Source organism: Glaciimonas sp. CA11.2 (assembly GCF_034314045.1).
In the GTDB taxonomy this organism is placed as follows: domain Bacteria; phylum Pseudomonadota; class Gammaproteobacteria; order Burkholderiales; family Burkholderiaceae_D; genus Glaciimonas.
Map to the genome: position 1 here is coordinate 1451384 of NZ_JAVIWL010000001.1, position 14085 is coordinate 1465468.

Below are 14085 nucleotides of genomic sequence, written 5' to 3' on the forward strand. Positions count from 1 at the left end.
CTCAGTTGTTACTCGCGACCAATAAAACGTACCTTCTGTGGCGAACCGTCAGCAGCCAGGTGATCATCCGCTGACGCCGGGGCAATAACAGGGCCGCGCAACACACGCAAGGTTTTGGTTGCCGGATCAATTTCTACCAATGCACCATGGGGAATCAACGACGTCACGTCCTCATCGAACCCCGCCATCATTGAGATGCCGCCAAGCGCTGCACCTTGTACCAAAATCGGGTTGACGCTGTTGAACACAATGGCGAGTGGCACCATGTCACGCGACTGCATTTCATTCAACATCCACGCACTCGCCACGCCACCCTTAGCGGTATCAAGTACCAAAATTTTGCCAATATAGGATTGGCCGACAAGCTTGTGCGTTGGTCGGGAAAACACCCCGCGCAAGCGATTCAAATCGTAGCGTGCGGAGAATCCATCCTTCGCCACCAGTGCTTCAGCGGTCACTTTATTTCCCATCGCATAGCGCGCGGTCAAGACTAGTTCACTCATGATAACTCTCCCGTTACAGCAGCATTCACGCAGTCTTCCATCGATGCGAGCATCGGCACATAACCGTAACCGCCCAGTATATTAATCAACTTGGCGCTATTACTGGCGAGCCGTTTCCAGCCCTTGGCCTCTGCGATTTCACGTGCGTACGACTGATAAAAACACATGCCCGACATCACGGTTCCGCCTGCCGCCTCAATCCGGTCGGTGAAACCAAAACGATCCGCATCTGGCTTAACCTGCGGACTGGTAATCGCCAGCAGCGGTATCTTGAAGCGGCGACCTTCGCACAGTTCAGCCAGGGAACGCAGTTCGTACAAGCTCAGTTGCGGCGCGGAGAACACGACGACATCAATAGTCTTTTCCACAGCGTAGCTTTTCGTCAGCGCATCGATATCGCTTCGGGTAATACGATGATGCACTGGAAGCTTGTGGCCTCCAACATCTTCCAGTCGCGACGCTTCCGGCGTGATACCAACGATATGAAACAGCGCGATCGATCCGAAGCTCGCCATCGCTGCGCCAAAGTGTTTCAACTCATCCGAAGTCGGCGCAACGGTGAGGCCATCAATCACCGGCACTTCCCAATAGTTACCCGCCAATCGCCCGATTACGCCACCCAGTGCGCCCCACTCGTTGAGCGTTTTTGGCGTCAGGTTAACCTGAAAACGCAGCGTCGCCTGACGATGCGCATCAAGATGAAAGCCATAGCGCGGCGTCCGTCCGGTCAAACCTGCCGAAATAGCAGAAGGACCACCCTCGAAGTTCGAGCGCGCGCCGTTGATCGAGTTGGAATAGATCACGACACCGGTATCGCCGAACGCGACGTGTTCGCCACGTGTCGCTGCCTGCACCGTCTGATAGTTGATGCAAGTATCCGTCATGCTGACACCGAGCTTGATGAAGGCATCGATTGCGCGACGTTCCAGCTCTAACATCCAAGACTGCTGGCCCAGCTCATTCGCTTTGGAAAAATCGGTCCCGCGCGGATCGGTGATGGTCGGCACGCGGACGCGATGCAGGCCATCTTTGACGTCGCACAAGCGTTCCAGCCACATGACGCCAGCCTGACCAAGGCTTTCGGTATCGGCCATGACGTGCGCTTGCGTGACAGGAACAAAGTCGCGTGCCTCAAAAAAATCACCGACCATGATCTGATGTTGCATAGCGATCTGCACGACTTCACCCATCTCACCGGCCAGCATCGCCTTCTCTTCGTCATTGAGGTGCATGTTTTATCCTGTGTAAGTTGTTTTGTAAATTATTTTTAATCTGTTTTGTAACCTGATTTGTAATCTGCAACTCATGCTTTTGCACCCACAATACCCGCCGTGATCTCGGTGCCTGGCGCGGAATCGTCGTGATCGATAAACGGTTTGTCTGGTCTCATCCAGAATGCGGCCACCATACCGATCAACAGCAAGCCAATCGATAATACAAACGGCAAGTGCCAGTTCCCCGTCTCGTCGATGATGAAACCAAATAGTAATGGTGAAGTAATCCCTGCCACGCCGAAGCCGATATTCATAAAACCACTTGCCGTTCCTGCATAACGGGGGGTGATATCCATCGGCACTGCCCAGAGCGGAGCAATCACCAACTCCATCAAGAAGAACGCCATGCACAAGCAGATCGATACAACCTTAAGATCAGTGAGAAAGAGTACCGGCAGCAAAAAAATCAGTGCACCACCCATACCCAGAATGATGACGTTACGCCGTGCCATTTGTACGTTACCGGTCCGTTTGAATACATGATCGCTCAACACGCCGCCCACCATATCCCCGCCGATCCCCGCAATGAACACGCCAGAAGTGAACAACGCCGAATCACGCAGATTCAGGTGATAGTTGTGCATGAAGAAGGACGGCAGCCAGGTCAGAAAAACCCATAGCGTCCAGGCGTAGCAGAAGTCGACCAGCGTAACCGGCAGCATCCGCCGTAATAGACGCCTGACCGGCACTTTGACACTTTGTTTATGTACTGCAAGCTTAGGCAACCGCGCAAGCTCTTCAGGATTCATGCCCGGATGCGTTGCTGGGTCATCGCGGAAATACCAGTACCACGCCATGATCCACAGCACGCCGATAACACCTGCGATGATAAAGGTACCGCGCCAGTTCCAGAAGGTCATCAGCAACACCACGATTGGTGGCGTCAATGCACTCCCAAGACGCGCGCACGCATGGGTAATGCCTTGACCAAGTCCGCGCCGTTCCGCAGGCAACCAGCGAGCCATCGCACTGGTGGCGGTAGCAAGCGTCGGCGCTTCACCGATGCCCAGTAAAATCCGGCACATGACCAGTGACACAATGCCGCCAACAAATCCGGTCAGCAACGACGCACAAGCGACAATTAAACCAAAGGCTGTCAGTATCCGACGCGGCCCGAACTTATCACCTAGCCAGCCACCAAATAACTGCACGATGGCGTAAGGATAGGCAAAGGCGGAAAACGCAAACCCGAGTTGCGTATTCGACAGTTGCAAATCGCGGCGGATGGCATCTGCTGCAGTCGCAATATTGACGCGGTCTGAGTACTGAACAAGATAGAGCAGACAGATCAGAAGAAGTACGCAATCTGACACTTTCGGCTTCCAGCGAAGATTCTTCACTACCGTTCTACTGTCCACCGATCCCTCCTTTTTAGGCAAGCGAGGTGTTTGAATCTATCTCACCATCTCGCCAAGTCTACACTTCAATGTATTAATACGACTTAATACATCTTAGAATATAGACCGGCATAATGCCTGTCAACAGCTTTGCGATAGATTGCCATCGAGACATCTATTTGCCGCTCTCGATACAATCGTCTTTATTCAAGATATCAAGATATAAATGTTGCGAAGGAAGTCAGGTCAACCTGTTTGCCGCTTGTTCTACGTCGCTAATGCAGATTAGCGTTGGTGTTCATGCGAGCCTGGATTGAGGAAGCATTCCCATGTGATTGCAAGTCGCACCTCACGAACGGAGCAGCGAAATAGGCGTGTTAATCCTCATGCGAGCCGATTCACTCACCTCGACTAACATGAGCAGAACCTATCCTGGAGTGCAAAAGACAAACCGGCTACGCCAAGGATAATCGCATTGCAGGAAGGTTTAAACGCAACAATGCATAACCTGTTGTCGGGAGTTTCGTCTGTTATGACGGAATCCCGAGTATCAAGGTGTATTGCCCGATTTCTTATGCGGCCACGCTGCCATCGAGTGTCGGATAGTCAACATAGCCATGCGCATCACCGCCGTACATCGTCGATGGATCGGCTTCGCTGAGCGGTGCGGATAGTCGCATACGCTCGACCAGATCTGGATTGCTGATAAACGGTCGACCAAATGCGATCAAATCAGCCTGCCCCGCATCCAACCGATCATCTGCCAATGCGGCGTCGTATCCGTTATTTGCCATATACGCGCCGTTAAACAAAGAGCGTAATAGTTGCAGGTCGAAGCCGCCGGGTACCTCGCGCTCACCACCGGTATCGCCTTCAATGACGTGAAGATATGCAAGATTAAAAGCGTTCAATTTTTCAATCACGTGGGTGAAAAGAGCCTGTGGATTACTATCCCAGATATCACCGAATTTGCTGAGCGGTGAGATCCTTAAACCCACCCGATCGCCACCCCACACTGCGGTGACTGCCTCCGTGACTTCTGCCAAAAGGCGAACACGGTTTTCGATACTGCCGCCATATTCATCCGTGCGTTGATTGGTTTTGTCGCGAAGGAACTGATCAAGTAAATAACCATTCGCCGCATGAATTTCAACCCCATCAAAACCGGCAGCTAACGCGTACTTAGCCGCATCCTGATACTGGGTAACGATGCCCGCCATTTCGTCCAGCCGCAATGCCCGCGGCGTCACCAATGGCACGAAGCCATCGTTGGTATAGGCTTGTCCTTCTGGTTTAATCGCAGAGGGCGCAACCGGCAATTCACCATTCGGCTGAATGGAAGGATGCGAAATCCGGCCAACATGCCACAACTGCAAAAAGATATGGCCGCTTTTAGCATGGACCGCGTCGGTAATTTTCTTCCAGGCCCCAACTTGCGTCTCGTTATAAATGCCTGGTGTAAAAACATACCCTTTACCTTGGGGCGAAATTTGAGTGGCTTCGGCAATAATCAGCCCCGCACTCGCGCGTTGCGCATAGTACAAAATCGCCATTTCACTCGGCACATCACCATCAGTCGCCCGACTGCGTGTCAACGGCGCCATCACGATACGATTAGGGAGTAGATAAGGACCGAGTTGAACACTTTCGAATAAACGGTCGTTACTAGGGTTGGCTGTCTTGCTTGAACCTGTTTGCATAGTGATCCTGATTAAAAAGAATGGGATTGAAGGTGAGCGAGCGAGGAAGATATTTATTTACCTAACGCTGGTGAGAAAAAACCCGTTATTTAAATACCTCACCATCCGAAGAATGGCAATTTTGCAAGGCTATTGTCGACATCAAACAAAATGTCGCATTTATTTGCCGGGTCATCGAGATTTTCAGGTGATGCGATGATAATCGCATCACCTTGGACAAATGATGATTTTGCCAACAAAGGCGACAATCAGACATCTTGAACACGCTACGTCTTCGACGATCTGTCATAAAACTTTAACTTTGCACAAAGCAGCTTTGCGCACGCCATAGCCATGTAAACCTACTTTAACTGCTTTTTCAGTTCTTCACCGGCGTGCTCAATTGATGACCGCACGGCTGGTACCTCGCTGATAGCATTGAGCAGACCGAAGTCATGAATCATGCCGTTAAAACGTACGCTGGTGACCGGTACGCCAGCAGCATCAAGCTTGCGGCCATAGGCCTCGCCTTCATCACGCAGTACATCATTTTCGGCAGTGTGAATCAGTGTTGGCGGCAATCCTTTAAATTGTGCAGTGCTGCCTTGCAAAGGCGAGGCCGTAATTTCGCTCCGCTTGGCAAGGTCGGTCGTATAATTATCCCAGAACCACATCATCATATTCCGCGTTAAGAAATGACCTTCCGCAAATTGTTTATAGGATGCCGTCTCGAAATTGGCGTCAGTTACTGGCCAAAACAATATCTGCGCCCGAAGTGGCGGCCCGCCCCGATCTTTCGCCATCAACGCGACCACCGTTGCCATGTTGCCGCCCACGCTATTTCCCGCCACCGCTAGCCTGGCACCATCAACCTTCATTTCGTTACCATGCTCTGAAACCCACTTTGTTGCTGCGTAAGCTTGCTTAATTGCAATACCATACTGTGCTTCAGGTGAAGGCGTGTAGTTAACGAAGACAGCCACTGCACCCGACTGAACCACCAGGTCTCGCACCATCCGCTCATGAGTGGGAAAATCTCCCAAGACCCAGCCACCGCCGTGGAAAAACATGAAAGCAGGCAATGCCTCGGAAACATCGACCGGGCGAACGATCGTCAGCTTGATATCGCCGCCATCGACGTTGATCATCTTTTCCATCACTTCGGCTGCTGGTAGCGTTAAATTAACGCCAGATTGCGCGTTAGCCAGGACCTTTCGTGCCTCCTCAGGTGATAATTTCTCCATCGGCTCACCGCCCGCGGCCGCCAGCTTTTCCAGGAATGCCTGCACTTGATGGTCAACTGACGGGTTTCCTGCCGCAACGTTCTTCATAGGTTTATCTTTATCCGTTTCCATAGAGCTTCCTTTCTAATTGAATGGGATGAAAACTGCGCTAGTGATTGAGATCGTTTGCTATGTTTTTAGCATAGTGCGCTATAAACTTTAGTCAATTAAGGGCGTCATCGATACGCCATTATTTTGCCGTTATTTCGCTATTACCAGCGCATTAATGATCGCGGTGATTAACAAAATACAATCACAATTGTGTTTATGTCTTGTCCGGCAAAAAAGATACTGTTGAATCATTGCTTACTGATAACCTGCTGATAACATACCGACATGAGGAAGACGATTCGCGGCATCACCACAGCGAATATTCTTTCTGACTAAAAGGGACTGAATAGAATGCATTTTATTTTTTCGACCTGTCGACAAGGATTGCTAGTGATTTTACTAAGCCTTGTTCCTGCTATCGGCGTCTTCGCTGCGGGTACGCCCATCGCTATCCTGGATTTTGAGCTCAATGACCTGACACTCAATTTGACCGCTAATCCGGTCAATCCTGAAGAGGTAGTGCGTACATCGACGCTTCAATCACTATTAAAAAATGCGTTGATAGCGAAGGGCGGCTACACGATATGCGCTATCGATTCGCCCACTCAGGAAAAAGCAAATGCAGGGTTAGGGTATCTTTATGGTCATCCCGACGTTGCTGCAGAACTTGGGCAAAGCGTGGGCGCAGACTGGATCGTGGTTGGGCGCTTGCACAAAGCGAGTTTCTTGTTTGTCTATTTGAAAGCCCAACTGATTAATACAAAAACCAAACAAGTGGTCGAACAATACTCGGTCGAAATCAAGGGTCAGCAAAACAAGATTACGCCAAAAGGCGTGGACCGTCTGGCACAACAGATAAACGATACGATACGCTCCGAAGCCAGCCAGCCGCACCTCTAATGCGGCATCATGCCGAGACGGCACGCGAATTTTTGTATGTAAATTTTGATTAATTCGGCGCCATATTTCCACCCCAACAGGTTGATAAACGTAACAGCTCCGCAAAGATTGGCAGAGCATGACCCTCAACGGTCATGCTCTATGCCAATTTGCTACTCTTCCACTAATCCATCGCAATTGCCCTGGCAATCACCATCCGCTGAATATCACTCGTACCTTCATAAATCTGCGTCACACGCACGTCGCGATAAATCCGTTCGACCGGAAAGTCACGGGTATAACCATAGCCGCCCAAGGTTTGCAGCGCCGCGCTACACACTTTCTCCGCGCCTTCAGACGCGAACAGTTTAGCCATCGATGCTTCTTTGAGGCACGGCAATCCGGCATCCTTCAGTGCGGCGGCATGCAGCGTCAATTGCCGCGATGCTTCAATGGTCATCGCCATATCTGCAAGCCGGAAAGCGACCGCCTGATGTGATAGTAAAGGCACACCGAACGATTCACGTTCCTTCGCATAAGTCAGCGCTGCTTCATACGCGGCACGCGCCATGCCGATTGATTGGGCTGCAATACCAATACGTCCCGCTTCCAGATTCGACAGTGCAATTTTGTAACCCTGTCCTTCCTCACCAACCAACGCATCAAGTGGTACGCGACAATTCTCAAAGCTAATTTGCGCGGTGTCCGATGCGTGCTGTCCGAGTTTTTTCTCAATACCGGCAACCCGATAACCGGGCGTATTGGTCGGTATCAAAAAGCACGACATTCCCTTTTTACCTTTAGCGGGATCGGTGAGCGCGAGTACGATAGCGACATCGGCCTCACGTCCGGTGGTGATAAATTGCTTGACGCCATTGAGTACCCATTCGTCGCCATCACGCCGTGCGCTGGTCTTCAATGCCGACGCATCGGAACCCGCTTGCGGTTCTGTCAGACAAAAACATCCCAATAAGCGACCGCTGGCGAAGCCTTCCAGATAGCGCGATTTTTGCGCTTCCGAGGCGAATTTTTCAGTGATCCCGCAGATGAGCGAATTCTGAACTGACACGATGGTGGATGTCGCGCCGTGGCCTGCTGCGATTTCCTCCAGTACCACGGCTAGTGTGACGTAATCCATGCCCGCGCCACCGTACTGTTCACTCACTGTCACGCCCATCGCGCCTAAGCCGCCTAGCGCTTTCAATGCTTCCCGCGGGAATAGGGATTCCGCTTCCCATTTTTCGGCAAACGGAGCCAATTGTTCTTGAGCGAAGCTGCGTATCGCTGCGCGGATCATTTGCTGTTCTTCGGTCAAAATCATGTTATCTCCGATTGTATTTATTAATGCATTGCCTTAACGTTAGAACATTAAACGCCAAGCACCACATCTTCTAGTTTGATCTTTTCTATCAAGGCTTACGCGGCCTTAAAAGATAGCGTCTTGTAGCCGGATAAATCGACTGGTTTGTCGAATATTTCCAACAGTACAACTTTATCTTCGACATACTTCACGATTGCCGCGTGTTTGACTGGTCCGTATCCACGAATTTCACCCGGTAAGTGGGCCAAGGCGACCGCCGCTGTTAGATTCATCTTGCTGATTTTACTGCAGAGTTTTTCGATCATCGAGAAGTAGTCGACAATCAAACGACGTTCACTGGCACGCTCCTCGGTATAACCGAAAGGATCGAAACGCGTAGCGCGCAACCCGCGACACTTTGCCAACACCGCAAACGCAGAAAATATCCACGGGCCAAAGCGACGTTTCTTAGGTCGTCCCGTAGCCGGATCAATACCTGAAATCAACGGCGGCGATAGCCATACCGAGAGTTTGTCCGTAGTCGAAAATTGCTTTGCCAGCGACGCCCTGAAATCTGGTGCGGCATAAAGACGCGCTACTTCGTACTCATCTTTATACGCCATCAAACGGAATGCCTGCTCGGCGACTGCCGTGGCAAATGCTTCCGAATCGTTACCCAGACGCTGTTCCGCCTGACGCGCTTGCATGACCAGATTGCGATACCGTCGCGCATAATCACCGCCTTGATAGGCAATAAGTTCATTTGCAAAAAAATCGACCGTTCCTTCAAAGTCTTTCGGGCGAATAGCAGCGGTATTGAGGTCAGCCTCTGGCGCATCGATTTTATCCAGCGTTTCTGGACTAGCCGCAGCAATGCGCCCCCAAGCCAACGCGCTTTTGTTCATTCCCACCGCCGCACCGTTGAGTTCAATCGCCCGTGTCAACGCTTCCAGCGACAAAGGGACCAGACCAGACTGCCACGCATAACCCAGCATCAGCGTATGGGCGGCGACGGTATCACCAAATAAAGTTTGTGCCAAAGTACTGGCATTGAATGTATAAAAGCGATCCGTAACGGTACGGTTACGCACGCGTTCGAGCATCTCGTCCACCGGCAAACTGGCATCGCGTTGAGACACGACATCGGCCGTCTGTGCCTGCCCCAGGTTGACGATTGCAGCCGTGCGATGGGCAGCAAAACGCGCCAGGTTATCGGCCGCAGCGGCCACTACTAAATCGGTCCCGATAAGCAGATCGACTGCGCCCACACCAATCCGCACTGCGCTGATCTCTTCGGCCATTGTCGCAATCCGTATCTGGCTGACTACCGCGCCGTTCTTTTGTGCCAGACCGGTAAAGTCGAGCACGCTCGCGCCTTTACCTTCAATATGCGCAGCCGCGCCCAACAACGCGCCCAACGTTAGTACGCCAGTACCGCCGATACCGGTCACATACACGTTATAAGGACCGTCGAGTAACGGTACGTTGACTGCTGGCAATGAGAGAATTGTCTGTGCTTCCAGTTCTTGCAAACGTTTAGGGTCGGGCTTGCGCAATTGCACACCGTCAATTTCGACAAAGCTTGGGCAAAAACCTTTGACGCAGGAGAAGTCTTTGTTGCAGGCGCTCTGATTGATTTCGCGCTTGCGGCCGAAATCAGTTTCCAGCGGTTGCACCGCGATGCAGTTCGATTGCACCGAGCAATCGCCACACCCTTCGCACACGCGAGGATTGATGAATAAACGCTTGTCCGGATCAGGAAAAGCACCGCGTTTACGACGCCGGCGCTTTTCCGACGCACAGGTTTGCTCATACACAATGGCACTGACACCCGCAACTTCGCGCAATTTGCGCTGTACTTCATCCAACGCATCACGATGATAAATGTCCACGCCTTTTGCCAGTTCGGGATTACCTTCCCATCGTTCTGGATCGTCCGAGACAAATGCAATCGTCTCCACGCCTTCAGCCTGCAACTGACGCGTAATACGCAGCGGGTCCATCGACCCTTCCGCAGTTTGCCCGCCGGTCATCGCCACCGCGTCGTTGTACAGAATTTTGTAGGTAATATTGGTTTTTGCCGCCAGCGCAGCGCGAATAGCGAGCAAGCCAGAATGTTGATATGTACCATCGCCCAGATTCTGAAACACATGTGATGTCGCCGAGAACGGCGCCGCACCAACCCATTGCGCACCCTCGCCGCCCATCTGGCTGAAGGTAGTGGTTTTTAATTTTGGATCAGATAATGCCATCACATGGCAACCGATACCACCACCAGAAATTGAACCATCAGGCGTTTTGGTCGAAGTATTGTGCGGACAACCCGAGCAAAAATACGGGCGACGAATCGGAATCACTGTGCGTTGTGGCGGCAACAAACGGGCTTCCAGTGCGGCTAGCCGGGTGTGAAGTATCGGTGCTTTGTCGCCGATGCGCGCCACCAGCGCACGCGCCAGCATCAATGGCGTAAATTCAGAGATTTCCGGCAACAACGGTTTGCCGACCTGATCGGTCTTACCGACGACACAAGGACGCTTTCCACTGGTTTCATGAAATAGCGCTTCCTTAATCTGGGCCTCGACGATGGCGCGCTTTTCTTCGACAACGAAGATTTCTTCGCGCCCGTCAACAAACGCTTTCATGCCGACCGTTTCCAGCGGCCAACTCATCGCCACCTTATAAATCGCAATGCCGAGCGCCGTTAAATCCGCGGCTTTTAGGCCTAAATCTTCCACCGCCTGCATCACATCCTGATGCGCCTTGCCGACCGTCACAATACCTAACCAGCCGCCTTGCGTCGTCACAATAGTGCGGTCGAGTTTGTTAGCGCGGGCCCACGCCAACGCGGCAGGCAGTCTTTCATTGATCAGTCGCCGCTCAAGCTCAGCTCGCTCACCCGGCCACGCAATGCTTGGATCCCAGTTCAAACCGTGCGCTGGCACAATGAAGTCCTCCGGCGTCACGTAATGTGGCAATGGCGGCAATTTAAGTGATCCAGCGGTTTCGACCACTTCAGCGATCGTCTTCAGGCACACCCACAAACCCGAAAAGCGCGACAACGCAATGCCCGCCAGACCGAATTCAAGAATTTCAGCCAGGTTAGATGGTTGTAAAACGGGAATCGACGCCGCAGAAAATATGCCGTCAGTCTGATGCGGATACATCGATGATTGCGCCGAATGATCGTCACCCGATACCGCCAGCACGCCACCCAGAGCCGAAGTCCCCAGCATATTGGCGGAGCGAAACACGTCGCCGGTACGGTCAACCCCCGGTCCTTTGCCGTACCAAATACCGAAAACGCCATCGACTTTGGTCTCGCCATACGCTTTATGCATTTGCGCGCCCCACAAAGCGGTCGCGGCTAAATCTTCATTAAGCCCAGGCTGGAACACAATATCGTGCGCCGCAAGCGCCTTGGAGGCTTTCCATAGTTGCAGATCGTAAGTGCCAAGTGGAGAACCGCGATAACCCGACACCAGACCGGCGGTATTCAAACCCCGCGCACGATCCAGCATTCTCTGCATCATCGGCAAGCGCACCAGCGCCTGTGTTCCGGTGAGATAAATACGGCCATCCGTGCGCGTATAAACATCTTCAGCAGAATACGTCAGATCAACTTGTGTCATACAATCTCCACACTTTTTATAGTCAGAAAAGTATAGGTCTCAACTGCTAGCAATTGGGACCAAAAAGGACTACGTTAACTGTAGTTATTAAAGTGTTTCGACTAACAAAGTGACATTTAATAGTTCAATAAAAATGAAAATAGACAAATTCGACGTCAAAATACTCAATATTCTGGCAAATGATGGGCGAATTAGCTGGCGCGAGTTGGCCGATGCAATTGGTTTGTCTCTAACACCGACTTTACGCCGCGTGCGTTTGCTGGAAGAAAGAGGCTATATTCAGGGCTATATAGCCCGATTGGATGAGACAAGACTAGGCGGGGGATTGGTGGTATTTGTGTCAGTCGCTATGGACAAACAGGCGCTTGAAGCGCTGAACCATTTTGAAGAGAGAATTGCGCTGGTGCCGGAAGTAATGAGTTGCTTCCTGATGACGGGCGATGCAGATTATCTGTTACGCGTGGTGGTCAAGGATTTGCACAATTACCAAGCATTCTTGACCAACACCCTTACCCGTATTCCGGGCGTGGCGCATATCAAATCGAGCTTTGCACTGAAAACCGTTTTGATGAGAAATGCACCGCCGCTTTAATGAACGCCTGAACGCAATGCGGTATTGATGATAGTGCCGCCTTGCTGATAGTGAAGTTGGGATTGCACTATTTTGATGCCGTGAACAGCGTCAACAAACCGCCCAAAAACAAGCATCCGGCAAGCATATAAACGCCGCTGTCGAGCGTACCGGTAATCCCTTTGACCCAACCTATCAGCGCCGGCCCGACAAAGCCAGACAGATTACCGAATGAGTTGATCAACGCAATCCCGGCCGCCGCACCCGCGCCGCCAAGATAGGCAGTCGGCAGACTCCAGAAAATCGGCAGCACGCTTAAGATCCCCATTGTTGCAATCGACATGCCCATTAAAGCGATCGGTACGTTGGCGCTAAACTTCACGCTGATGATAAATCCGATGGTTCCGATGACGGCCGGGACGAAGATGTGCCAGCGCCGCTCACCACGGCGATCCGCGCTGCGGGCGATCAATAACATAGGTATTACACCAGCCGCCCATGGCAATGCGCTGAGCAGGCCAATGTCGAGCGCGTCTTTTACGCCAGCGGCCTTGATGATGGTTGGCAACCAGAAGCTAATACCGTACAGAGAGAACACGAACAGAAAATAAATCAGGCTTAGCAACCAGGTACGGGCACTCCCAAAAGCCTTGCCTGTGCCCGAATGGGTCTTAGTCGCTTCTTCTTTTTGCATGAGGGCGATGATTTCGCGTTTTTCTAATTCGGTAAGCCACTTGGCATCTGCAACGTTGTCATCCAGATAGCGAAACAGAAAAAATCCCGCAATCACGGTAGGAAGGCCTTCGATCAAAAACATCCATTGCCATCCTGAAAGTCCCCCGATACCGTGGGTATCGCGCAAAATCCAACCAGACAGCGGACCACCGATCAGACCGGATAAAGGAAGTGCCAACAGGAATAACGATGTAGCACGTCCGCGTCGGTCAGCTGGATACCAGCGGGTGAGGTAATAAATGATGCCCGGGAAAAAGCCCGCTTCGGCCACGCCCAGCAAAAAGCGCAAAACATAAAATGACGTCGCACCCTGAACGAACATCATCGCCGCCGACAGAAGGCCCCAAGTCACTAAAATACGCGCCAGCCAACGTCGTGGGCCGACTTTATGCATGATGATATTGCTGGGTACTTCAAAGAAAAAATAGCCGATGAAGAATACACCGGCACCAAGTCCATACACAGCATCGGTAAAATGCAGCTCGCCGAGCATCTGCAGTTTGGCGAAACCGATGTTGACGCGATCCAGATACGACAGGATGTAGCAGAATAAAAGAAACGGGATCAGGCGCAAGCTAATTTTTTTGTATATTTGGTCGATGCCAGTCGACGCGTTAAATCGCACGCCCTCGGCAGTGGTGTCATTCATTTTTTGTCTCCGACTTGTTTATCCGGTTTGAACCGGTTTTAATAGTGTGTTATTTAAAGCTGCGAAATTAACGTTAAAAAGCTGCCGTGAACTACCTTCCAAAAAATCTATTCTTATTCTGCTAACGCAGTTTTCCGTTGAAATCGGCATTGACCAAAGAGGAATGAATCCTCGTTCGCCCCTTGGCAATCGCTG

Annotated in this window: 10 protein-coding genes; 2 read left to right on the forward strand and 8 right to left on the reverse strand. The window is 51.5% G+C overall.

The annotated features are described in order from the left end of the window. Window positions 1–8 precede the first annotated feature (8 nt). The 5 genes from RGU75_RS06245 to RGU75_RS06265 form a co-directional block, all read right to left on the reverse strand. On the reverse strand, window positions 9–503 hold the full coding sequence (locus tag RGU75_RS06245) for an aconitase X swivel domain-containing protein (protein WP_322233995.1): 495 nt from the start codon (window positions 501–503) through the stop codon (window positions 9–11). Then, window positions 500–1735, reverse strand: coding sequence for an aconitase X catalytic domain-containing protein (locus RGU75_RS06250; protein WP_322233997.1), 1236 nt, complete (start codon window positions 1733–1735; stop codon window positions 500–502). The genes RGU75_RS06245 and RGU75_RS06250 overlap by 4 nt, the downstream gene beginning before the upstream one ends. Before the next feature lie 71 nt (window positions 1736–1806). Beyond that, window positions 1807–3117, reverse strand: a complete 1311-nt coding sequence (locus tag RGU75_RS06255; protein ID WP_322233999.1) for an MFS transporter — start codon at window positions 3115–3117, stop codon at window positions 1807–1809. A 569-nt stretch (window positions 3118–3686) separates the two neighbouring features. Continuing rightward, complete coding sequence (locus tag RGU75_RS06260; protein WP_322234001.1) at window positions 3687–4814, reverse strand: alkene reductase; 1128 nt, start codon at window positions 4812–4814, stop codon at window positions 3687–3689. A gap of 341 nt (window positions 4815–5155) precedes the next feature. Next, complete coding sequence (locus RGU75_RS06265) at window positions 5156–6148, reverse strand: alpha/beta hydrolase (protein ID WP_322234004.1); 993 nt, start codon at window positions 6146–6148, stop codon at window positions 5156–5158. A 330-nt stretch (window positions 6149–6478) separates the two neighbouring features. On the opposite strand from RGU75_RS06265, the gene RGU75_RS06270 reads away from it, so the two are divergent. Then, window positions 6479–7027 carry a DUF2380 domain-containing protein gene (locus RGU75_RS06270; protein ID WP_322234007.1) on the forward strand — a complete coding sequence of 183 codons (549 nt, stop codon included), beginning with the start codon at window positions 6479–6481 and terminating at the stop codon, window positions 7025–7027. Between the two features lie 163 nt (window positions 7028–7190). On the opposite strand, the gene RGU75_RS06275 is transcribed toward RGU75_RS06270, so the two are convergent. Next, a complete protein-coding gene (locus RGU75_RS06275; RefSeq protein WP_322234008.1) occupies window positions 7191–8327 on the reverse strand; it encodes an acyl-CoA dehydrogenase family protein in 1137 nt (378 codons plus the stop codon). Window positions 8328–8422: 95 nt separating this feature from the next. Continuing rightward, window positions 8423–11935 carry an indolepyruvate ferredoxin oxidoreductase family protein gene (locus RGU75_RS06280; RefSeq protein ID WP_322234010.1) on the reverse strand — a complete coding sequence of 1171 codons (3513 nt, stop codon included), beginning with the start codon at window positions 11933–11935 and terminating at the stop codon, window positions 8423–8425. Window positions 11936–12068: 133 nt separating this feature from the next. Here RGU75_RS06280 and RGU75_RS06285 point away from each other — a divergent pair, with 133 nt between their 5' ends. Next, complete coding sequence (locus RGU75_RS06285) at window positions 12069–12527, forward strand: Lrp/AsnC family transcriptional regulator (RefSeq protein ID WP_322234012.1); 459 nt, start codon at window positions 12069–12071, stop codon at window positions 12525–12527. Window positions 12528–12594: 67 nt separating this feature from the next. Here RGU75_RS06285 and RGU75_RS06290 read toward each other — a convergent pair whose 3' ends face one another. After that, a complete protein-coding gene (locus tag RGU75_RS06290; protein ID WP_322234014.1) occupies window positions 12595–13890 on the reverse strand; it encodes an MFS transporter in 1296 nt (431 codons plus the stop codon). Window positions 13891–14085: the final 195 nt, after the last annotated feature.

Coding starts and splice junctions, on each gene's coding strand:
- RGU75_RS06245 (WP_322233995.1), bottom strand. CDS start 503: ATGAGTGAACTAGTCTTGACCGCGCGCTATGCGATGGGAAATAAAGTG.
- RGU75_RS06250 (WP_322233997.1), bottom strand. CDS start 1,735: ATGCACCTCAATGACGAAGAGAAGGCGATGCTGGCCGGTGAGATGGGT.
- RGU75_RS06260 (WP_322234001.1), bottom strand. CDS start 4,814: ATGCAAACAGGTTCAAGCAAGACAGCCAACCCTAGTAACGACCGTTTA.
- RGU75_RS06265 (WP_322234004.1), bottom strand. CDS start 6,148: ATGGAAACGGATAAAGATAAACCTATGAAGAACGTTGCGGCAGGAAAC.
- RGU75_RS06270 (WP_322234007.1), top strand. CDS start 6,479: ATGCATTTTATTTTTTCGACCTGTCGACAAGGATTGCTAGTGATTTTA.
- RGU75_RS06275 (WP_322234008.1), bottom strand. CDS start 8,327: ATGATTTTGACCGAAGAACAGCAAATGATCCGCGCAGCGATACGCAGC.
- RGU75_RS06280 (WP_322234010.1), bottom strand. CDS start 11,935: ATGACACAAGTTGATCTGACGTATTCTGCTGAAGATGTTTATACGCGC.
- RGU75_RS06285 (WP_322234012.1), top strand. CDS start 12,069: ATGAAAATAGACAAATTCGACGTCAAAATACTCAATATTCTGGCAAAT.
- RGU75_RS06290 (WP_322234014.1), bottom strand. CDS start 13,890: ATGAATGACACCACTGCCGAGGGCGTGCGATTTAACGCGTCGACTGGC.